At 51.6% G+C, this 21,710-nt stretch carries 22 protein-coding genes and 1 other annotated feature; of the genes, 8 read left to right on the forward strand and 14 right to left on the reverse strand.

Annotated elements, in window-relative coordinates:
• Positions 1–20: 20 nt before the first annotated feature.
• From KZ483_RS22385 to KZ483_RS22420, 8 genes are all read right to left on the reverse strand, one after another.
• A complete protein-coding gene (locus KZ483_RS22385) occupies positions 21–1,601 on the reverse strand; it encodes a copper amine oxidase N-terminal domain-containing protein (protein ID WP_220349724.1) in 1,581 nt (526 codons plus the stop codon).
• 78 nt (positions 1,602–1,679) lie between these two features.
• On the reverse strand, positions 1,680–3,323 hold the full coding sequence (locus KZ483_RS22390) for a putative polysaccharide biosynthesis protein (protein ID WP_220349725.1): 1,644 nt from the start codon (positions 3,321–3,323) through the stop codon (positions 1,680–1,682).
• 30 nt (positions 3,324–3,353) lie between these two features.
• The gene (locus KZ483_RS22395; RefSeq protein WP_220349726.1) at positions 3,354–4,076 is read right to left on the reverse strand and encodes a ThuA domain-containing protein; all 723 of its coding nucleotides are present in this window, start codon (positions 4,074–4,076) and stop codon (positions 3,354–3,356) included.
• A gap of 18 nt (positions 4,077–4,094) precedes the next feature.
• Complete coding sequence (locus tag KZ483_RS22400; protein ID WP_220349727.1) at positions 4,095–4,571, reverse strand: DUF456 domain-containing protein; 477 nt, start codon at positions 4,569–4,571, stop codon at positions 4,095–4,097.
• A 7-nt stretch (positions 4,572–4,578) separates the two neighbouring features.
• On the reverse strand, positions 4,579–5,331 hold the full coding sequence (locus KZ483_RS22405) for a Cof-type HAD-IIB family hydrolase (protein ID WP_220349728.1): 753 nt from the start codon (positions 5,329–5,331) through the stop codon (positions 4,579–4,581).
• A gap of 536 nt (positions 5,332–5,867) precedes the next feature.
• Complete coding sequence (locus KZ483_RS22410) at positions 5,868–7,943, reverse strand: peptidoglycan D,D-transpeptidase FtsI family protein (RefSeq protein WP_397376128.1); 2,076 nt, start codon at positions 7,941–7,943, stop codon at positions 5,868–5,870.
• A gap of 25 nt (positions 7,944–7,968) precedes the next feature.
• Positions 7,969–9,132 carry a transglutaminase domain-containing protein gene (locus KZ483_RS22415; RefSeq protein ID WP_220349729.1) on the reverse strand — a complete coding sequence of 388 codons (1,164 nt, stop codon included), beginning with the start codon at positions 9,130–9,132 and terminating at the stop codon, positions 7,969–7,971.
• A gap of 366 nt (positions 9,133–9,498) precedes the next feature.
• Positions 9,499–9,918 carry a hypothetical protein gene (locus KZ483_RS22420; RefSeq protein ID WP_258881380.1) on the reverse strand — a complete coding sequence of 140 codons (420 nt, stop codon included), beginning with the start codon at positions 9,916–9,918 and terminating at the stop codon, positions 9,499–9,501.
• A 220-nt stretch (positions 9,919–10,138) separates the two neighbouring features.
• Between KZ483_RS22420 and KZ483_RS22425 the strand changes: the two genes are divergently transcribed.
• Both KZ483_RS22425 and KZ483_RS22430 read left to right on the forward strand, forming a co-directional pair.
• Positions 10,139–11,329 carry an MFS transporter gene (locus tag KZ483_RS22425; RefSeq protein ID WP_220349731.1) on the forward strand — a complete coding sequence of 397 codons (1,191 nt, stop codon included), beginning with the start codon at positions 10,139–10,141 and terminating at the stop codon, positions 11,327–11,329.
• A gap of 160 nt (positions 11,330–11,489) precedes the next feature.
• Complete coding sequence (locus KZ483_RS22430) at positions 11,490–11,861, forward strand: DNA primase (protein WP_220349732.1); 372 nt, start codon at positions 11,490–11,492, stop codon at positions 11,859–11,861.
• Between the two features lie 14 nt (positions 11,862–11,875).
• On the opposite strand, the gene KZ483_RS22435 is transcribed toward KZ483_RS22430, so the two are convergent.
• The 3 genes from KZ483_RS22435 to cyoE are packed head-to-tail and all read right to left on the reverse strand — an operon-like array spanning position 11,876 to position 14,332.
• Entirely contained in the window at positions 11,876–12,802 is a 927-nt protein-coding gene (locus KZ483_RS22435) for an AEC family transporter (protein WP_220349733.1), read from the reverse strand.
• Between the two features lie 9 nt (positions 12,803–12,811).
• Complete coding sequence (locus KZ483_RS22440; RefSeq protein ID WP_220349734.1) at positions 12,812–13,429, reverse strand: SCO family protein; 618 nt, start codon at positions 13,427–13,429, stop codon at positions 12,812–12,814.
• A 39-nt stretch (positions 13,430–13,468) separates the two neighbouring features.
• Positions 13,469–14,332: a heme o synthase gene (cyoE, locus tag KZ483_RS22445; protein ID WP_220349735.1), complete on the reverse strand. Its 864-nt coding sequence runs from the start codon at positions 14,330–14,332 to the stop codon at positions 13,469–13,471.
• A gap of 287 nt (positions 14,333–14,619) precedes the next feature.
• On the opposite strand from cyoE, the gene KZ483_RS22450 reads away from it, so the two are divergent.
• Positions 14,620–15,042: a cell wall hydrolase gene (locus KZ483_RS22450; protein ID WP_220349736.1), complete on the forward strand. Its 423-nt coding sequence runs from the start codon at positions 14,620–14,622 to the stop codon at positions 15,040–15,042.
• 102 nt (positions 15,043–15,144) lie between these two features.
• Positions 15,145–15,738 carry a spore coat protein GerQ gene (gerQ, locus tag KZ483_RS22455; protein ID WP_220349737.1) on the forward strand — a complete coding sequence of 198 codons (594 nt, stop codon included), beginning with the start codon at positions 15,145–15,147 and terminating at the stop codon, positions 15,736–15,738.
• On the opposite strand, the gene KZ483_RS22460 is transcribed toward gerQ, so the two are convergent.
• Positions 15,722–16,012 carry a hypothetical protein gene (locus KZ483_RS22460; protein ID WP_220349738.1) on the reverse strand — a complete coding sequence of 97 codons (291 nt, stop codon included), beginning with the start codon at positions 16,010–16,012 and terminating at the stop codon, positions 15,722–15,724. The two genes, gerQ and KZ483_RS22460, sit on opposite strands and share 17 nt — an antisense overlap.
• A 193-nt stretch (positions 16,013–16,205) precedes the next feature.
• On the opposite strand from KZ483_RS22460, the gene KZ483_RS22465 reads away from it, so the two are divergent.
• The gene (locus KZ483_RS22465) at positions 16,206–17,192 is read left to right on the forward strand and encodes a metal-dependent hydrolase (RefSeq protein ID WP_220349739.1); all 987 of its coding nucleotides are present in this window, start codon (positions 16,206–16,208) and stop codon (positions 17,190–17,192) included.
• 139 nt (positions 17,193–17,331) lie between these two features.
• Here KZ483_RS22465 and KZ483_RS22470 read toward each other — a convergent pair whose 3' ends face one another.
• On the reverse strand, positions 17,332–17,559 hold the full coding sequence (locus KZ483_RS22470) for an alpha/beta-type small acid-soluble spore protein (RefSeq protein WP_220349740.1): 228 nt from the start codon (positions 17,557–17,559) through the stop codon (positions 17,332–17,334).
• Between the two features lie 127 nt (positions 17,560–17,686).
• On the opposite strand from KZ483_RS22470, the gene KZ483_RS22475 reads away from it, so the two are divergent.
• Complete coding sequence (locus tag KZ483_RS22475) at positions 17,687–17,863, forward strand: hypothetical protein (RefSeq protein WP_220349741.1); 177 nt, start codon at positions 17,687–17,689, stop codon at positions 17,861–17,863.
• Positions 17,864–17,919: 56 nt separating this feature from the next.
• On the opposite strand, the gene trpS is transcribed toward KZ483_RS22475, so the two are convergent.
• The gene (gene trpS, locus KZ483_RS22480) at positions 17,920–18,906 is read right to left on the reverse strand and encodes a tryptophan--tRNA ligase (RefSeq protein WP_220349742.1); all 987 of its coding nucleotides are present in this window, start codon (positions 18,904–18,906) and stop codon (positions 17,920–17,922) included.
• 60 nt (positions 18,907–18,966) lie between these two features.
• Positions 18,967–19,214, reverse strand: a binding site (T-box leader).
• 504 nt (positions 19,215–19,718) lie between these two features.
• Between trpS and KZ483_RS22485 the strand changes: the two genes are divergently transcribed.
• Both KZ483_RS22485 and KZ483_RS22490 read left to right on the forward strand, forming a co-directional pair.
• Positions 19,719–20,753 (forward strand): permease, encoded by a 1,035-nt coding sequence (locus KZ483_RS22485; protein ID WP_258881381.1) that lies wholly within the window; start codon positions 19,719–19,721, stop codon positions 20,751–20,753.
• Between the two features lie 25 nt (positions 20,754–20,778).
• Positions 20,779–21,702: a TIGR03943 family putative permease subunit gene (locus tag KZ483_RS22490; RefSeq protein WP_220349744.1), complete on the forward strand. Its 924-nt coding sequence runs from the start codon at positions 20,779–20,781 to the stop codon at positions 21,700–21,702.
• The last annotated feature ends 8 nt before the right edge of the window (positions 21,703–21,710 follow it).

Here is a 21,710-nt window from a genome sequence, read left to right on the forward strand (position 1 = left end):
CCGATTGCTTAAGATACTTATTAAGGCTCCCGGACAATAACCAACATTTGGTCGCCGTACTGATCCTGCCAACTGACCGTACCGCCTAGCGCCTTCGTAAAGTCCCTGGCGGGAACATAAGTCACGCCTTTAATCAGTGTCGTCGGGAATGCCCACTTCACTTTCTTTCCGTTAATACTTGCCTGGTTGCTTCCAACCTTCACCTTTATCGTCGTGTTGGTCGCTTCGTCATACACGTTAATCGTACCAGCCGCCGAATCTTTAGTCAAAGTCGCGCCGAATCCGGATGCCGTATCGCGCAGGGGAATGAGCGTTATGCCGGCAGGCGTCTTTATAGGCCTGCTGCTGCTGTATTCCGGATGCAGCATCACCGTCTGCTTCGTAATATGCAATTGATTCCGCAGCAATCCATATATTACCGAGTCGCTGTTAAATTGTCGAAGAATTTGATAACCTTCCATCGTTAACAAATCCGCGGCATCGAGGGAATTCTCGGATTGGACCGGAGCATCCGGCGTTACAGTACCGTTCACGTTCCAGGATTCACCGGAAATTTTTAGCCAGATTCCCTCGATCGGCATACCTGCGAAATCTTCTCCGGTTTCGTCCGATTCCGGTTTTACGGCCGCTTCAATGGTCGATTTGCGGATATCAAGCTTATTGTCAATAAACATATCTGCCTTAATATATGTTTGCTCGTTGAACACTTGATTGATCGATTCCGGGTCATCCTTCTCCGCTTGTTTCATTTCATCCTTGAATTGTGTCAGCATTTCGACTATGTTATCTGCCGCTTTCTGAACGGCGTCCGCCTTCTCGTCCGCCTCCGGAAGCGAACCGAAGATGCTTTCTCCAGCTGCCGCTTGAAGCGAACCGTTCTGGCTCTCCAGCGCATCCAGCAGCGCGGAGAGCATCGTCTTAAGTCCTTCTTTATCATTAATGAGTGCGTCTACATACGTTCCTATCCAATTCCATATTTCTTTGCCGTTCAGCTCGGTTTTAATATGCATGCCGTTCACGGTTTCGCCGTTCACGGTTTCTTCTCCCGCGTTGACGGACAGGTTAGTCGGGTTAGGCAAATTATTGATCGCATAGCCGCTGACAATATCAATGATTTGTTTGCCGGCTTCCGCAGCCGACGACTGATCCGGCGCATTTTCGACCGAAGGCTGATCCTCCGCAAACATGCCTTCATTCAAATGAAGCACGATCGGTTTCTTGGCGCCTTCTATAGCAATTTCCACAAGCTCTTCGTTCATCTTCATCGAAAATCCGATGCTTTTATCTCCCAATTCCAGCTTACCGGCTATGGACATATGAGTCGAATCTGATAATTTTACACTATCCAGCTGCAATTTAATTGACGAGAAAAGCTGGAGCAGCTCCGCTTCCTCCGCCGGTATATCCTTCAGCGCATCATCTTTAAGCAGCAGCTTGAATTCCACCGTTTCTTTACCTTCAAAAGAACTTACCTGGATGGACTGCTTCAACATTTGGTTGAAGTCGACGCCTCCTACTGCCTGACAGCCGGCAACCACCACAAGGACAAGCGCAAGTAGTACAATCCCAATCGTTTTCTTACTCCATCTCCACGTTTTCAACGAAAAATCCCCTCTCTATGGTCAAAAAGACTAATGTCTATTCTACCATGCAAAGGGGAAAAGTGGAAGATTAAGAGATTAACGAGAATCCGCCTTGACGCGCGCCGTTACACGGATCAGCGGGGTCAGCACCTTACGCAGAGGTCCCGGAAGCTGACGGGCGTCATCGGCCGTGACGACACGGAGAAGCACTAATAGGACGATATATAATCCGAGCGATACGATGCCGGTCGCGGATGCGGATATAAAGTACATCAGCTTGTGCGGCAAGCCTTTCAGCAGCCCTCGGCAAGCCATGTCTGTGATCCACCCTGCCGCAGCAGAGACGGCGATCGTTGCCATGTAGCCATACCAACGGGTACCAAGAACGGAAAGGTTCACCTCGCTGCGAATCACCCGCAGGTTCAGCGAGGCTATGACTGTAAAGCAAAGGGTGGATGAAAGTATCAGTCCATATACACCTATAAGGGGAGCAAGCACCAGGCTCGCCACGACTTTAACGAGCAGGCCGATAATCGTATGCCGCATCGGAATGCGGGCCTTCCCCAGTCCGAATAAAATAGAGTTGCTTGTCATCATGGTGATTTGAAAGATAGTACCGGCTGTCAGAGCCGCTACCATCCCGCTTCCGCCCGAGTCGGAGAAGAGCGCCCCGGTTACCGAAACTGCAGCGACGGTCAGAATAAGCGCCGCAGGCACACCGGTAAATACGACGATCCTCATCACAAGCGATGTTTGCCGCTGTACTTCATTCATGTTGCATACCGAATAGGCTGAGGATAAAACAGGTATAATCGAGGTGCTGAGAGCGATCGCCAGAATCGGCGGTATACCCGCGATCGCCTGCGCTTTCATCCCGAGCCAATTCAGAACCTGTTTGGCTGTCTCGTGATCGTAATAGGCGCCCGTGAGCTTATTAAATAATGACGAATCGAAGGTGTACATAAATTGCACCGTCATTGCTGCCACCACAATCGGGACAGACATGTTGAACATCTCTTTATAGATAGATGAGTATGACAACTTGCGCACGCCGCTTGAAGCCGCTTGTGATGAAGCGGCAGCATCCAGCGTGTCTTGTTTCTTCAGCTTCCTCGCGTAATACAGCATAACGGCAAATGCGCCGATGCTTCCGAATACACTTCCGAAGGTAGCGGCAGCCGCAATCCAGCGGTCGCCCCATCCCCATGAAATTACAAGAAGCGCAAGTCCCACTGAAGTAAGGACACGCATCACTTGTTCAATGATTTGAGACAAGCCGCCTGCCACCATCATCTGTCTGCCCTGAAAATAACCTCTCATCATCGCAATGACCGGAAAGAGCAGAAGTGCCGGAGCAATCGCTCTTACAGAAGCGTCCGCACCGGGGTGTTCTGTTATCTTGGTGGCATACACCGGTGCAAGTCCATACATTAGCAGAGCAATAATAACGCCTGTTACCGCTCCGAACCACAGAGCGGCACGATAGATTCGCTGTGCTTCGAACGGTCGGCCGAGGGCATACCGTTCGGAAATCATTTTGCTGATCGCGCTTGGGATACCTCCCGTAGCTATAATGAGCAGCATCATATAAACATTATTGGCGACAACGAAATAATCGCCGCTGTCTTTACTCAGCATGTGTTCCAGCGGAACACGCTGGAAAATGCCCAAAAACCTGGCTACCAGCGCCGCCGCCGCAAGTATGATCGTACCTTTGATCAAGGAGTCCTTTTTAACCATGAGCTGCTTTATGTCTCCTAACCTGCACCATTATTTCGGTTTGATTTCCTCTAGAGGCTGGTGATTGCCGCGAATCGGCGCCGCCGCTCCCGACGGTGCCGCCCAGCGAATACCGTTCTTGATGACCTGCAGTACATTCGCGTTATAGTATGTCGGATATGTCTCATGCCCGGGGCGGAAATAGAAGACCTTCCCTTGCCCGCGAAAGAACGTGCACCCGGTCCGAAATACTTCGCCGCCCTCGAACCAGCTGACAAGAACCAGCTCGTCCGGTACAGGAATATCAAAATGCTCGCCGTACATTTCTTCCTTATCAAGCACGAATTGCTCCGGAATACCGGCGGCAATCGGATGCGCGGGATTGATCACCCAAATGCGCTCCTTCTCGTCCGCTTCGCGCCATTTCAGATCGCAGCCCGTGCCCATCAGCTTCTTGAATATTTTCGAGAAATGACCCGAGTGCAGCACAATAAGCCCCATTCCGTTCATTACGCGCGCATGCACACGATCGACGATATAATCCTCAACCTTATCGTGGCCCATATGTCCCCACCAGATTAGAACATCCGTATTCGCCAGAAATTCATCGGTTAATCCGTGCTCCGGCTGATCGAGCGTAGCGGTGCGGACCTCAAAGCCGTCCGTGCCGATTCCGTCGGCAAGCGCCTTATGTATTCCGTCCGGGTAAACGCGCCGTACTTCCTCATGAAGGTTCTCATGTAGAAATTCGTTCCAAACCGTTACTTTGACCACTGCAGCCGCCTCCTAATTTTAAATCCAGATGAAAAAAAGAACAATCATGATGACCTGCAGAATAATTTTTACAACCATGCTGGAAAACAGCCCTACGACCGAGCCGAAACCGACCTTCAGCGACTTGTTGAAGTCTGAGCCGACGATAAGTTCGCCGATAACTGCGCCAATCAGCGGACCAAGAACAAGTCCGAACGCGGGAATGACGAACGGGCCGGCAATGACGCCGATCGTACTGCCGATGACCGACGCTCGCGAGCCGCCGAAGCGTTTCACCCCCCAGGCATTAACAGCATAATCCGCCAGGAACAGCACGGCGACAATGAGCGTCTGGATTGTCCAAAACCAGAACCCGAACGGCTTGAAGGAAATGAAAAAGCCGTAAACGAAAAATGCGGCATAAATCGCAAGCGCCCCCGGCAAAATCGGAAAAATAGCGCCAGCCATCCCGACAGCGAATAAGATGACGACAATAATCCAACCCGCGATTTCCACAGTACACTCACCCTTTCAGAACAAGGTCGCGGATGAGATGCGCGACCGCATGCTCGTTGTTCGTGACGGTGACCGCATCCGCCACCGCTTTAACCGCATCCTGGGCATTGCCCACCGCTACTCCGAGGCCGGCTTCACGAATCATTGCGATATCGTTCAAGCTGTCGCCCATCGCAGCCACCTGCGACATTTCAATGCCCAGCAGGCCGCACAGCTCGCGGAGCGCACTTGCTTTGGACACGCCCTCCGGGTTCATCTCCCAGTTCAGCGGAGAAGAATTGGTGATCTCCATTCCCCCCCAGGCGGATGTCTCCTCATAGATACGGGCCAGCATTGCGGCGTCTTCCGTATAATAACCGAATTTAAGCCAGTGGTGCCCCTCGTAGTCGCCGGAGGGCTCAATCCACTTCTCCTTATTGTAAATTCCCTCGACCGAATAAGCCCAATACCAGCATTCTTCGTTACGCAGTGCCACTTCGTGAAGCCTTCTGACCGTGCTTGGCGGCATCAGGTAACGTTTGTGCAGCACATGCGGCCTGCGCCAGATTTCACCGCCGTTGACGGTGATCATCGGAGTGTCAAGCTTCAGCTGCTCCGCATAAGCGAGCGCACTTTGAAATCCGCGTCCGGTTGCAAAACAGACCAATATTCCCTCATCCAGTGCCCTGCGGATCCACGTTTCATTTTCACCGCTGATTTCCTGCATCTCATTAAGCAGCGTCCCGTCCATATCGAGTGCGATAAGTTTGATTTTTCCCATTGCTTCCTCCCCGTACCTCACTGTTTCTGATAACATACCCGTGCCAAAAATCCGTCACAGGTGCATACAGCAATTTTAGCACATCCGGGTTGGATTCCAAATCCGCGAGATTAATAGGTCATATCTATTAAAAATAAACTTGTTAGCCGTTGGGCGCAAAAAAGAGGGGAAATAAAGGCAGATTCCCCCAAACTGATCAAAGCGATATTAAAAATCGGAACCTTCTAAACAGCGCCGCAAAGCGAAACGGCGATAGTGACTGCTGTCAGAAATAATAAGGTCCAAAAGAATCGTCGAATGGCAGGATATGTGTTCGAACGCATAAAGGATCCCCTCCTCATTACGTCTATTCGCAAGCGTTTTACTTACCATTATCGCGAGTCATGTTTTATCATATGCAAATATCTTTCCCTTGTGCAACTTTTATTAATGCGTTGAGAGTTTCAGAAAATAATAAACAGGCCAGTCCTTTCAAAATCTTAAAAAAAAAACCCCCGGTTTTACCGGGAGCCCTTTGCAGGAACAACTTTCGTTGTTTAATGCGAAGCGTTGACTTGCGTGCCGGTGCCTGCCGGTATTCCACCCGCAGCACTTGCCGCAGCGGATGCCGGCTTCTGCGGCACACCGTGCAGTCCGACGGCCTGATCGTACGCATCGAAAATCTTGCGGGCGATCGGCGCGGCGCCGCTTGCTCCGAAGCCGCCTTCAGGCACTACGACAGCTACCGCGAGAACCGGGTCCTCCGCCGGGGCATAGGCGATGAATACCGCATTATCGACGATCCCTGTGCTTACCTGCTGCTCCGAGGTACCCGTCTTTCGCAGCACCTTATATGGCGCATCATTGAATACAGGTACACTAACGTTTGCCATACCCCTTTCAATCTCGTCCCAGTACGCTTTCGGGAAAGTGATCGTATTGAGTACCTCCGGTTTGAATTTGCTTACTATGTGCCCTTCCGAGTCCTGAATTTCATTCACGAACTGGGGCTTCATTCTTTTGCCGTGGCTCGCCAGCGTCGCAGCATACTGTGCAAGCTGCAGCGTCGTGTACCGCCCCATCTGTCCGAATGACGCATAAATCAACGCAGACTGAGCACTCGCTGCCTCCCGTTCGTGAAAATAACCGATGACGCCGTTGCTTTCGTTTGGCAGACCGCTGCCAGTCGAGACGCCAAGCCCGAACTGCTTCACGTATTTATCCCATATATCGACGCCTTTATCGCCGTCTTTGCGGTACAGCGCGTCTCCGACCATTTTCGACATCCATGGATTGGATGAATGAGCGATCGCCTGAGCGGGGTCCAGTAATCCATATGCGTGGCCTTTTGCGTTTCCGATCCGTCTACGTGTACTGGCGCCCTCTTTCCCGTAAAAAAACGCTCCGGTATCATTCCAGGTACTCGACGTGGTAAACAGCTTTTCGTTCAGGCCGATCAGAACCGAAAGCGGCTTCTGTGTTGAACCGAGAAAGACGACCGAGGAAGGATGCTTATTCTGCTCTTTCTTATCCTTGTAAGGTCCTATAACAGGATAAATCGCTCCGTTTAACAAGACCGGACTGATCTTGTCGTAGTCATCGGTCCCGATTCTGCCGCCTTCCCAGATGTTCGGATCGTAATCGGGCATGCTAGCCATCGCGATAATTTTCCCGGTCTTCACCTCCATCGCAACCGCATAGCCGGTTTTGGCGTTTACGGCGCGATCACTGAGTCTCGAGGTCTGCAAATGATGCAATTGGTCCATGATGGCTTGTTGCGTCTTCAACTGCACTTCCCGGTTGATTGTCAAATACAGATTATCGCCCTTTTCAGGCTTCGTGATGGTCGGCGGACCGATGATGCGGCCCGCGGCATTAACGGGATACGTCTTCAGGCCGTTCTTACCGCGCAGGATATCCTGATACATATATTCGAGCCCGTCATATCCGACATCCTCCGTCTGCAAATACTTGAGACGCGGGTCATCGGTTTTCGCCCGGTCCTTATACAGATTGTTCTCGGCTCCTCCGCCGAATTTTTTCAAATAACCTACGAGCTGCACCGCAAACGGACTCGGATTTTTATCATAGTGCCTGATGCTCTCCTCCACGATGTCGGTGCCGGGGTATTGATCGCGGTTTTCCAATAAGACGGCGATCTCGCGCGTCGTCAGTCCGGTCTTGATACGGCGGGGTACCGATACGGTGTTTTTCTTATACTGAAGGTCCATGCTTTTAATTATCTCGTCGAGCGTCATTGCTTCATTTGGACTGCCGTATTTCTGAAATACAGCCAGCAGCTTCTTGGCAAGCGCAGTAGCGTTGGCTTCTACATCCTTCTGTTTTCCCGGCTCGATGGTGTAATACAATGACTGAGTCGATGTGGAATACGCGATCGGCGTGCCTCCGGAATCATAAATGTTGCCCCGGATCGGCGGGATCAGCACCGGGATTGTGCCGTTTTTCGATTCCACCTCTTTCAGCGAAGGACCGTCGACAAATTGTAAAATCGCCAAACGAACGATAAGCACGCTGAATAAGAAAAATGTAGCAAAAAAGAATAAGTTCAACCGGAACGAGAAATTCCGCCGGTTGGCGATTTCCCGCTTTTGCGGATCGTCCTGCACGGGCACGGTTTATATCTCCTTTCAAACCTTCTTATGTTTCGCGTATATGCGTATTGGAAAAGCCGCGCGGGTCAAACCAATCGCCCGATGAAGCCCATGTCGCATCAAGCGGAATCCAGGCTCCGCCTTGGTCGGCAAGACGCACTTCATTCCAGGCGTGAGGACCGTAACCGCCGTTGCCGGTGGCGCCGAGTCCGGTTACGACGTGTACTTCAAGACCGACGGAGCGCGCCATAACGGCGTAAAGCCTGGCTACATCGATACATACGCCCTTGCGGGTTTTGAAGGTATCCTCGGGTGTCTGTTCCTTCCATATGCCGTGTTGCTCATAATTATTCGCCTTATCCCAATCATAGCTGATCCGCGTCCCAATCCAGTCATAAAGTGCGCGCGCTTTCTCTTTATCCGTCTTGGAATGCGCCGTAACGGATGCGGCCGCCTGCTCGATGTTCTTGGGAACGGCGGAATCGATAACTTCATATTTCCGCTCCAGAACCCTGCGGAACTCCGACTCAACAGCCTGCGTGAATACCGGACCGCGCTTGAGCACATCGCCGGCTACAGGATTCAGGAGTTCGTCCGCCGTTTTATTATAAAGGGCGGAAGCACGGATCGAATCGGTCAGTGGCCCCCCGGGCATCAGAGATACATATACGAATAACACCGCAATCATTATCAATGCTCTCCCCGCACCGAGCAGAGTTCCAATTGCAGCTCCGGTCGTGCGGCTTGCCGCTCTGGAGAATATCCTTTCGCTTCCCGCCCTACGGTCGCCGCCGCTGCGAATCAAGGAATCGAACATTAGTCCATATAACGGGTACAGCCAGCCGAGTACATAACGGAACAAAGAATAAGCAAGCAGAAAGAGGACACCGAACCTCAGCAGTTCAAAATCGCGAAGGCTTGTGACGATCGTGTACCAAAGCTGCTTAAATGTAGTCAACTGCTCCTGCGGGACTTGAATATTGCGCGCATTCAGCCACTCGCGCAGGATCGGGGACATCCAGGTGGCTGTCCGGCCCGCCAGCACCAGCGAGACGACTACGGTGACCGCCTGCCAAATAAAAAAGAAAAGGTGCCTCGCTGAACCCGATGCACCTCTTACCATGCCTTTAATAAGAGAACCGAACAAGACGAGCAGCACCATAAGCGCCACCGGTTCCGGCTTTAATAACGCGTGAACCCACGTGTTCATGGTCTGAGCCTCCTCAGGCGTTTTCGAGAAAACAAATTTTCGTAAGCATTAACTACGGCGTTTTCAGAGAAAATGCATCTTCGTAAGCATTAACTACGGCGTTTTCGGAGAAAATGCATCTTCGTAAGCATTAACTATGGCGTTTTCGGAGAAAATGCATCTTCGTAAGCATTAACTATGGCGTTTTCGGAGAAAATGCATCTTCGTAAGCATTAACTATGGCGTTTTCGGAGAAAATGCATCTTCGTAAGCATTAACTATGGCGTTTTCGGAGAAAATGCATCTTCGTAAGCATTAACTATGGCGTTTTCGGAGAAAATGCATCTTCGTAAGCATTAACTATGGCGTTTTCGGAGAAAATTTCGGCTATACGTTTTTCTTGGCTTGTTCGATTAAGGCTTCGATCGCACTGTCGATCTTCCAGGTTCCAAGCGGCGCCCCGCGGAATGACACCTTGACTTCATTATCTCCGGGCTTGCCTACGAGCTCCAAATTTTTTGTTTTAATCGTAAAAGTTCCATCGCCGTTAGAGGTATACGTTGCATCCTGCGCCTCTCCCGCCATGGCGTTAATCGCTTCTTGCTTCACGGTATCCGTTACCTTCGTGCCCAAAGACTTTAAATCCTCAAGAGAGTAACCGCTGTAGAGTACTATACCGACAACAATTACCGCGACAATCAGCCATTTTACGACCGTTTTGACAATGCGGATAATGATAAACAGCACTGCTAGAGCAATTAGAAGAACAAGCCAGTTATCTTTCAAAAACTGAAACCAGGTTTCCATGTCATAATTACTAAAATCAAAGCTCATCAGCCGTCTCCTCCATTATACTCCCTGAAAAGTCCGAACACAAAAACATTATACCCCAAGCCTATTTACGCGTAAACCGGAGCAGCCTTCGCACCGATCAGCACTCTGAATATATCAAGACATAAGAAGGCTTATCCATGCGTACAAGTAGTAACATAGTGTTCGAACGCTCGCTTGAAGGAGAGATGTTATTTTGAAAACCGCAATTTGGCTTTATTTGTTTCTGTTCGTCGCATTCTTCGATCTGCATGCCCAGTATCCGATCCTTACGCCGTTCGCCGTATCGCTCGGCGCAGCTCCTTCGTTTATCGGCCTTATGATGGGACTCTATTCGATCACTCATTTACCCGGGAACATCATAGCCGGATATGGCGTTGACCGGTTCGGCAGCCGGCTCTTCATCGTCTTCAGCCTTATGGCTGCGGGAGTCATTCTGCTTCTCCAATCGAAGGTCACCGATCCGTGGCAGCTGCTGGTCCTCCGTTCCATCAGCGGCTTTGTCCTTGCTTTCCTCTCTCCCGCTTGTATGTCGCTGCTTGCCCGAATAACGACAGACCGCGTCAAACAGGGGAAACTGATGGCCGGCAACGGGCTTGTACATACAATCGCTTCCGTCGTTTCTCCGGCGGCAGGCGCCTATCTGGTAGCGCAGATCGGCTTCACTACGGCATTTTATTTACTCGGCTGGATACTTATCGGAACTGCGTCGTGCGCATTGTTCTTTATTCGCGAAGCTTCCGCAGCCGAACGAGCCGAAGAATCCGTTCAGGGGGAAGACGGTACGGCCGATAACGAGACCGGGTCCGAGGAAAACGGCAGCCATCCCTTCCGGTCGATACCATGGCTCGTTTACACGCTGCCTGTTGCAATGAGCTGTGCCCAGGGCATTCTATCGTTCGAGCTTCCACTTATGGCTACAACACAGGAGGCAATGATGACGACCGGCCTGCTCTTCTCCGTAGTCAGCCTCGGAGCGCTTATTACGCTAAGCATGCTGTTCCTGAACCGTTTGTCGCCATTTATGCGTTCGCTCTGGGGGGCGTTTATGCTTGCTCTGACCTATTTTGCGATCGCAGCGGGCGCCCCGCTTCCTTTTTATATGCTGCTCCTGCTGCTCGGCATGGCCAAAGGGGTTATATTCCCGGCGCTGTCATCCCTGCTCATCGAACTGAGCGGCGGTGTTCGTTATGGGCGGACCTTCTCCATACTCTCGATCGCCTTCTCCGTCGGTGCGTTCATCGGGCCGATGCTTGCCGGACAGCTGCGGAATTATATTTCGCCGTATTACATTGCATTCGTGGCTCTTATGATCGCAGTGTCGTTACTGCCGTTTCATAACTTTCGCCCGGGCAGCGCAAACGCCCATTTCACCCGAACCGGTTAGCGGCAGAGGGCGTCATTATCCCCGCTATCGTCCTGCCGGACTGTCTGAGTTTCCAGCCTGACTGTTTTCACCCCTCCGTCTCCCGGCGGCTTGCTCCTCGGCAAGCCGTCTTTTCGCTGCCGCAATTATTCGGTTACAATAGCCTTAGAGGTGAAGATATTTGGATATCGCCATTATTGTAGAAGGAAAAAACGACCGCACCCGACTTCGCCGAGTACTGACAGAAGAGGTTCCGATCTTCTGCACATACGGTATACCAGGCGCGGGTCAAATTGACAAGCTCCGCCGCCAGGTGGGTGACAAGCAGGCATACTTGTTTACCGATAACGACGCTTCAGGCAAGCGGATCCGCGGCATGCTGAGGGATGCCTTTCCCGACGCCGACCATATCTATACCCGCAAAGGCTACCCGGGCGTAGAAAGTACACCGGAACCTTATCTCATCGAACAATTGGAAAAAGCGGGCCTGGAGGCGTACATCGTGTACCCGCCCCCGGATCCCGCTCCGTGGAGTAAAGAAGATTTGTTTTAAACGCTTCACTTTATTCAAATATTCAGCACATAGATCACGAACGTTACCGTCAGGATACTAAGCACCGTCGATACAAGTACGGATTGCGAGGCGAACTCCGGCTCGTTATCGAACTCGACGGCAAGCAGGACGCTCGAGAGGGAAGTCGGCACGGCGGAAGAGACGATTAACGCTTTCGCCATTAACCCGTCAATACCGATCGCCCATACGATCAACGCGGCGAGCAGAGGGCCGAGGATAAGCCGCAGGCCGCTCGACAGCAGCACATCTCTGAGCATCAGGCTCCGCCAGGACCACTTCATGCTCCCAAGCTGAACGCCAAGCGTGATCAATGCCGTACCGATAAATGCATCGGCCAAATAATCAAGCGGCGTCGACATAAAGCCGGGCAGCGGTATGCTGTATCCCCGCATCAGAAACGCCAGCGGGATCGCATATATAACCGGCTGACGTGCAATCGTCCTCAAGACGAGCGGGCCGCTGCTCCGGTGTGCATTAACGCTGTAAATTCCGTACGTATTAGGCACAAGAGACTGCATCATCATGATCAGGACCTGCACCGAAAGCGTAAAGGGATTCCCCGCAAAAACAAGCTGATTAAGCGGAATGCCGTAGTTGGCGCTGTTATAGAACAGGACGCTGTTCCGCATCGCGCCCACCATCCCGCCCTTGTGACCTCTCAGAGCGACAACGGCTTGGGCGGCGCCGAACATCAGCCCCATGAAGACCGTGAAAAACAGCAGCACCTCTCCCACAACCTGAAGCGATATATCCGTCGTGTACAATAATTTAAAAATAATTGCCGGGGAAAACAAATAAAAATTCAGCTTGGACAGCGTTTTAATGTCTAAAGAAAACGCCCGCTGCAGTGTGACGCCGAAGGCGATCATAACCGAAAGCGGGAGCACATTGTTCCATAATATCGACCAGAGGACCGTCATGTCATTCCCCTACTGATCCACCAGCGCATTAACTACTTTGACGATATTGTCCGCATTCTGCGTCTCGTCTTTCGCGCCGATCATCGCCTTGCGTACCGAGCCTTGGCGGTCTACGAACGTGATGGCGTCGGCATGTGTGAAATAACCGTTATTATCCTTGATAAGACCGAGTCCGAAGCCCTTCATCAGTTCCTTGGTCTGTTCCTCGCTGTCCTCACGCAGGAACTTCCAACCGTTGGAATCGATATCGAACTTGCCGGCGAACTTCCTCATCGCTTCCGGCGTATCGCGCACCGGATCAAAGGTGATCGAGAGAAACTCGACATCTTTCCCGAAGGTTCCCTGTTCTTTGAGCTTATTCTGGGCTTGCGACATCAGAAAAGTCGTCGGTGGACATACATCCGGACAATTGGCATAGAAGAAATAAATGACGCGCACCTTACCGTTTGTATTCTCAAGCGAAACCTTATTGCCGTCCAGATCCGTAAGCTCAAAGCCCGGCGCCTTATAATTCTGGTCCAGATTCGGAGCGGCTTCCTTCGTGGAAGACAAATACAAATAAATCCCCATTGCCGCGCATAATGCCAGCACAGCAATTTTAAAAGCATGCTTCCGTGCAAAACTCATTCCTGCGGTCCCTCCCGGCCCGGATACACTGCGTACGGTTTACATCACGCCGTTCGTATCCGCAATCATTACAAAGAAGACAAGCATCAAATAACTAATCGAAATAAAGAAATTCGTCTTGGCCCATTTCATATCGTCCCGGGCACTGAGTCCCATTATCGTATGAGCCGCCCAAAACAGCCCGCCGATTATGGACACTATCAGAAAGAAATAACCGACGTATCCGTACGTATACATAAACACGCCCGTCGGGATTAGCAGAAGTGTATAGGGAATCATCTGCAGCTTCGTGCGGCGGATGCCTTTCAATACCGGAAGCAGCGGAAATCCCGCCGCACGGTATTCTTCAACGCGTCTGATCGCCAGCGACCAGAAGTGCGCAGGCTGCCACAGGAAGAGCAGCGCGAACAATATCCATGCGCCTGCGTCAATGTAGCCCGTCACTGCGCAGTAGCCGATCACCGGAGGCATCGCACCGGAGATTCCCCCGATGGAAGTGCTCCATGTAGACGTGCGCTTCAGCCACATCGTATAGATAAAGACATAGACGAAGAATCCGAGCAGTCCCAGCCATCCGGTAAGAGGATTAACCAGCGTAAACAGCACTCCGATCCCGATGACGCCAAGCGCGATTCCATAGATAAGCACACCGGCAGGATTCAGCCGCTCCATCGGCAAAGCGCGGTTCTTTGTCCGTTCCATCTTCTTATCGAGTTCACGGTCCCAGTAATTATTAATTACACAAGCCGATGCCATCGTAAGTGCCGAACCGAGCAGCATATAAAGCAGCAGCCACCAATTGATATGATCCCATTTGGAAGCGACCCAGAACCCGCCGAACGCCGCAATCGCATTAAGCCGTATGATGCGCGGTTTTGTCAGGGCCACATAATCTTTAAGCACAGCCAGCCTCCCCGTTCCGATCCCACATGGGCGAGATACGCCCATCATATTTGTTTTTAAACCGCTCTAATCATACCGAAAAAACAAGCTGTTGACAATGTTCGCGCCCCGTGTTCATCAATTTGACACCGCTTGGCGAAACTGAGCGAATCTCCGCGGCCCGAAAGTGTAACGCAGCCAAAAACAGAGCGTCCGATCTTGATATGGAACCATTTTGCTTATCCGTCAATACACTATCATTGTGGTCAAAGGCCCAGTTGAACGAAAGGAAGTGAGATAGTCCATATATGGCGGTTGTTAAAGCAAAATCCGAAGACATCAAGCTCCTCGCCCGTCTATTGCGCGCGGAAGCGGAAGGCGAAGGCGAACAGGGCATGCTGATGGTCGGCAATGTCGGCGTTAACCGTGTTCGGAGCAACTGTATTGATTTCAAAAATATCCGCAGTATTCCGCAAATGGTTTTTCAAAGCCCGGGCGGATTTGAAGCCACGCAAAAAGGTTACTTCTATCAGAAAGCCCGCGAAAGCGAGATAACATTGGCGCGTCGAGTCGTGAACGGCGAACGCCGGCATCCCGCTACGAACTCGCTGTGGTATTTCCGGCCTACGGGCGGATGTCCTGCCGAGTGGTGGAATCAGCGGCTTATCGGAAAGTATAAGGCGCATTGCTTCTATGTCCCGACGAGAGCGGATTGCCCCGGCGTATACTAAATAAGCACACGTTAATTGGTTATGTTTGGTCACACTGACGGCAGCCGCGATCAGGCTTAAATGGATCCCGGTTGTCAGCAAAGAAAGCGAGGAAATGGAAACATGTCGAACGGTTACGGGTATCAAAGCACGGTGAGTACGGCTGGCATGGGCGGCTATCCGGAATATGACGATTATGAATACAATTATCCTTACCCTTCACCTCAGCAGTTCCCTTCGGCTGCTGCAATGCCTATGCAGATGCAGATGCCTATGCAGATGCCGATGCAGATGCAGATGCCGATGACGGCAGGAGCCGGAATGATGCCGCCCAGCATACCGAGCGGTTCGTTCGTCACGCCGGCGGGTGGAAACGTAGTCGCAGCACCGGCTGCCGAAGAATCCTATGTTGAGAATATTTTGCGAATGAACCGCGGCAAGATGGCTACTTTTTACATGACATACGAGAACAACCGCGAGTGGAACGCCAAGGTTTTCCGCGGACTGATTGAAGCCGCAGGGCGCGACCATATCATACTCAGCGATCCGTCCACCGGAATGCGTTATTTGCTGCTTACGCTGAATCTTGATTACGTCACATTTGACGGGCCGATTAACTATTCATACACATTCCAGGGACAGACGATTACGAACATGACGCCGATCACATCGACTGCCGGCGGGGGCGTCGGTGGTCAAGTTACGATGGGCCGGTAATCGGCCGAAACGTCCAGGCATGAATTTTCGCGGTGCCTCCGGGCACCCAATCCGCCATGATCCGCCAAGAAGAACGCTCGCTGCAGCGTTCTTTTTTCACGGCTTCGGCGCCAGGCTCGTCCTCTGACTCCCATATTTCAACGAACAATAACGGCTGGTCGGTACCTTCGTAGAGCCTGAACTCGTTCTTTTCAGCAAGCTTTTCCGCTATCCAGTTCCGATACCTTTCTTCATAAATGGCGTCAATACGATATTCAATAAAACAAATGTGCATAAAAATCGTCCCCCCGTTATAAACACCCACGATTCAGAAAATACTTAAGCGTACATATAGAAGTATAGCACTTCGAAGGCGAATGCTTGGAAAAACTACGTTTTCCGCATTCAAGAAGGGTTTACGGATTCGACAAAGAACTTTAAGCTTAGGGTACAATGACAGCTTTGATAACTTAAGGAGGAACTTATTCATGGACAGTGGGACGCATTTGGTCATGGGACTCGGACTCGCCGGGCTCGCTTCAATCGACCCTGTTATCGCTTCCGACCAAACCGTTTACGCCGCCGTACTGATCGGTACGGTAGTCGGATCCCAGGCTCCGGATTTCGACGGAGTTCTCAGATTGAAAAGCAATGCCGCTTATATAAAAAATCACCGCGGAGTTTCGCACTCAATTCCCGCGATTGCGATCTGGACGATCGCCATTACATTAATGCTGCAGGCGTTCTTCGGGTTCTCGATACCATGGCTTCACCTCGGGGGATGGGTGCTTCTGGCCGTCGTCATTCATGTCTTCACCGATTTGTTCAACACCTACGGGACGCAAGCAGCGCGGCCGTTCTCGGAGAAGTGGATATCGTGGAACATCATTCACATCTTCGATCCCGTAATATTCACTTCGCATCTTGTAGCCATCCTGTTGTGGGCGCTTGCGGTGGCAGATCCCAGGTTTATTTTCCCGATTCTTTACTCGCTGCTAATCGTTTACTATATCTGGCGGACCGCTGCGCATCGTACACTGGCCAGGAAGCTGAGAACGTTGGACACTGACAGCCGGGAGAGCGACCGGTACGTGCTTATTCCAACGGTATCGCTCTACGACTGGAATGTCGTCAAGCAGCGTGACGACGGCAGCTTTATAATCGGCGACTTCCGGCGCGGCAAGCTTCGGTGGGTCGACCGCGCCAGGTGCTCCGAGCACCCGGCCGTTGAACAGTCAAAGAACGATCCCTCGATACAATCATTTCTGTATTTCACCTCATTCGCCTGCGCCGAAGTGCAGGAGCATTCGTGGGGCTTCGAGGTTCGATGGTCGGACGTCCGCTACCGCCACCGAAAGCAGTATCCGTTCGTCGGCGTACTGCTGATGGATAGTGATTATAAGACACTCGGCTCTTATGTCGGTTGGCTGAGCGACGACCGATTGCAAAAACGTCTGCGAATGAATACGTATTGACGGAGCAGGGCCCCTTCTTGCACAATAGAAGGGGCCCTGTGTGCGCTTAAGTAAGCAATCGCCGGGAAAAAGGAAAAGCTCAAGGTTTCCCTTGAGCCATTGCCTTGTAAATCAAAGATCTGCTTTGCCTTGGATCGACTTAGCGGAACTGCGATTGTCCGGACAGTTGTTGTTCGGCGATTTGAACAAGCTTACGGGTGATGTATCCCCCGAGCGAGCCTGCGTCACGAGTCGCCATGTTGCCGTAGTAACCGTCTTGAGGAATTTGGATTCCTAGCTCTTGCGCTACCTCGAATTTCATTTGGTCCAAAGCTGCACTTGCTTGAGGTACGACCAGCTGATTGCTGTTACGGTTTTGTCCTGGCATGTGGAATTTCTCCTTTCATCCTCTTCACGATTGTGTGTTGCAAGCTTGCAAGCTTATTATGATACGTTTGTGAAAAGAATATGCTTTCAACTTTAATGAATTTCAAAAGAAAAGGAGCAAATCGATTATGAGTAAGCCAATGGCTCTTCTCTTCGCCGTTGTATCTATGCTGTTAATGAGTGCTACCGCTGTTTCCATCAGCTATAATGGATGGATCGCCGCCTTGTTCTTTATACTGACAATCGGCTGCATCGGCTCCGGATTTATAGTAAGCGCCAAAATGAGACGCCGCAGACAGGGGTAATTCCCCTATCCGCGGCGTTATTGTTGCAGGTATTCAGTTATCTCTCCACTTTCCGTTCAACCCGGAAGAAGAAATCCCATCCGTTCCTTCACATCGCGCAGCGTTCTGTTCGCTTTCTCCGATACCTCATCAGCGCCTTGCTTCAAGATATCGTGAATCGCTCCCGAGCTTCGAATCTCCGCATATTTGTGCTGCAAAGGCTCCAGAGTCGCTACGACATGCTCCGCAAGATCCTTCTTAAACGCTCCATAGCCCTGCCCTTCGTAACGCGTTTCAATTTCGCTCAGCGTGACGCCCGCACAGTGAGCATATATACTCATCAAATTGCTCACCTCCGGCTTCTCCGCCGGATTGTATTTCACTTCACGGCCTGAATCCGTTGTCGCTCTGCTGAGTTTTTTGCGAATCACATCCGGCGGATCAAGCAGTGCGATATAGCTGCCTGGATTCGGATTGCTTTTGCTCATTTTTTTCGATGCGTCATCAAGCGACATGATTCGCGCTCCGACCTTCGGGATATAAGGATCGGGAATCGTAAAATAATCGCCGTAGCGGGAATTAAACCGCTGCGCAAGATCGCGTGTCAGCTCCAAATGCTGCTTCTGGTCGTCTCCGACCGGTATCAGATCCGCGTTATAAAGTAATATGTCGGCTGCCATTAACGCAGGATAGACAAACAATCCGGCACCGACCGAATCTTTACCCGCCGATTTGTCTTTAAACTGCGTCATTCGCTCCAGCTCTCCGATATAAGTGAGCGTCGTCAGCAACCATCCCAGCTCGGCATGAGCGGAAACGTGGGATTGCGCGAAAATGCTCGCTTTTGTCGGATCGATGCCGGCAGCGACAAACAGCGATGCCACCGATTCCGTCTGCTCGCGCAGTGCTGCCGGCTCCTGCGGCACCGTAATGGCGTGCAGATCGACGACCATGAAGAAGCATTCGTGGGTTTCCTGCAGCTTTACGAAGTTTTGCATTGCTCCGATGTAGTTACCGAGCGTCAGCTGCCCGCTCGGTTGAATGCCCGAAAGAACTCGCGGCATAGTTATATCCTCCCTTACTCGCTTTTATCGTTATTTTCGAACGCAAAAAGGCCCTTCGCCGAAAGGGACGAAGGACCGTGGTGCCACCCTAATTTGCCCGCCTAACTGCACTGAATAAGCGCGTTCGACAAGCCTTCATGTTCCATAACGCGGAACGAAACGGAGATGCATACGGACGATCGTACGCTCGCTTTCCTCATCTCGGCTCCAGGACCCATTCGGCATCGGACACTTGCTCCGGTTCGCACCAACCACCGGCTCTCTGAAAGCGTACATCCGCGCTTACTTGTTCCCTTCATTGCAGTTATGAAGATTATACCTCTCGGGGGGGAATTGTCAAGTAGGGGTATACGCCCCCCTTGAAGCTCCCATTACCCTCCCGTTGACCATCTCTCCTTCCACTTCCACTTTTACTTTTGCTTCCCCCCTAATTCCCCCGGAGGGGGACCCCTAAGGCCCCGGCCCTCTGGACACCCGGAAAGTAACACGTGGGATGTACAGAGACAGCCCCTGCGTGAGCGCGTTCGCGGATCCGCTTTCGTCCCTCACGGGACACGCTTGACAATTTGGCCCACCCGTTCGCCCTGGTGTCCCTTGCGGGACTTGAATAACGTTGGCGCCACAGACAGCCTCTCTGGCCGATGCAGTAGCACCAGTGATACTATTTGCACGCTCGGCCTTCGCTCGGGCCAAGCTGCCTCAGGGGACTTTAGGAGGACTCAATAAAAATTGTCGCCAATGGTTGTCCTGTAGACGCATCAATGAGCATAACCTATACTAATTTAGATGCTAGTAGAGAGGAGTTTATACGGTTGAATATCGTTTACCGTCTGGGAACACCGCTGCTCGCCGTAGGGTGTCTTGTTATGTTGGCCCGTATTTTAACCGCTGGCGGCTTTACCGATCTTATTCTGGCCAGCCCGTCCCTTCAATCCTTCAAAATACTTTTTATCAGCATCATATTAGAGGCATTTCCCTTTATTCTTCTCGGCGTGCTTGTTTCCGCCCTGCTGCAAGTATTCGTCTCCGATACTGTCATCGCGAGGCTTACACCGAAAAATCCGGTCGTGGGCGTTCTGTTCGGAAGTTTGCTCGGACTGCTGCTGCCGCTGTGCGAATGCGGAATGATTCCGGTCGTACGCCGGTTGATCCGCAAAGGAATGCCGGCCTACATCGGGATTGTCTTCATCTTCGCCGGACCCATTGTCAATCCAGTCGTATTCGCATCTACCTACACCGCATTCAGATCGCAGCCGATGATGGCTTACGCCAGAATGGGACTCGCCTTGGCTGTCTGCATTATGCTTGGCTTGCTGCTCTACCGCTTCATGAAAAAGAGCCCCTTGAAGCTGGAAACACCTTCGGCGGCGTCCGGTCCGAGTATACATGCTGCCAGGCACAGCCATGGCGACAATCGCAGCTCGAGCAGCTGGCGCGGACGTGTCCGGGCTACGCTGGCCCACGCTTCGGATGAATTTTTCGATATCGGTAAATATTTGATTATCGGCTCGCTTCTTACGGCTCTCGTCCAAACGGTGCTGGACCGAAGCTTGCTGACATCGCTCAGCGATCAGCCTTTGACAGCCAACATTTTCATGATGGGCTTTGCTTTCGCGATTTCGCTTTGTTCCACCTCGGATGCGTTCGTCGCCTCTTCATTTAACGGGATTTTCGGCTCTGGCCCACTTCTTGCTTTTCTCGTATTCGGACCGATGGTCGATCTGAAAAGCACGCTTATGCTGCTTTCCTCGTTCAGAGTTAAAGTGGTCGTTGCCGTCATTGCATTCTTATTTGCAGCGATCCTCATTGGATCGATGATTGCGGATAAGCTCCTCTTTAGCTCATAATGCCGGATAAAGGCTACACTTCTTCATGAAAGGAATCGTGCTGATGTCAACCGACGACCGGAGAAGGCTGATCCATCATCTGCTGCGCGCTGCCGTGATGAGCGGATTCGCCGTTTATATTGTCTACCTCGTTCGTACCGACAGCTTATCGCTTTATATCGCTCCGCGCATGGAATTATATGTGAAGCTTTCTGCCATCGGGCTCTATGCGACCGCGATTTATCAAGTCTATGCCGCATTCAGGGTATGGATGGGCTATGAGGCCGCAGAATGCGATTGCAACCATGAGCCCTCACCATCACTAGCCAAAAACACGCTTATTTACGGGCTGTTCGTGCTTCCATTGGCCCTCGGTTTCCTCCTGCCGGAAAGCACACTCGGGAGCTCGCTTGCAGCGAAGAAAGGGGTGAGCTTCTCCGGCTCGGGAAAGACGGTGCCGGCCGCGGCCGCCGGAACGGGAATAAGTGGGCAGAGCGAGCCCGCTGCGGATAGCCGGAAGAACCTTGACGAATTGTTCCCTGCGGATGAATATACGGCGGCGCATGCGAAGCTTGGCAAGCAGTTGTATAAGCAGGATACTATCGAAGTGCCGGATGAGCGGTATATTGAGACGTTGACGACGCTTGACTTGTACCGCCGTAATTTTGTCGGTAAAACGGTTGAGATCAGCGGGTTTGTGTACAGACAGAACGGGATGAAGAAAAGCGAGTTTGCCGTAAGCCGCTTCGCGATGAACTGCTGCTCGGCGGATTCCGTACCATACGGCCTTATGGTCGACTACCCGCGCGCGCCTCTTTATAAGAACGATGTCTGGCTTAAAGTACGGGGAACGGTTACGGAAAGCACGTTCGACGGCAACCCGATTATCCTGCTTAAAGCACGGCAAATTCAAGTCATTGAAATGCCGGACACTCCCTACGTTTACCCCGATTACAATTTTGGCTCGTAAAAATAAAA

The sequence above is a fragment of the Paenibacillus sp. sptzw28 genome (genome assembly GCF_019550795.1).
Lineage (GTDB): Bacteria > Bacillota > Bacilli > Paenibacillales > Paenibacillaceae > Paenibacillus_Z.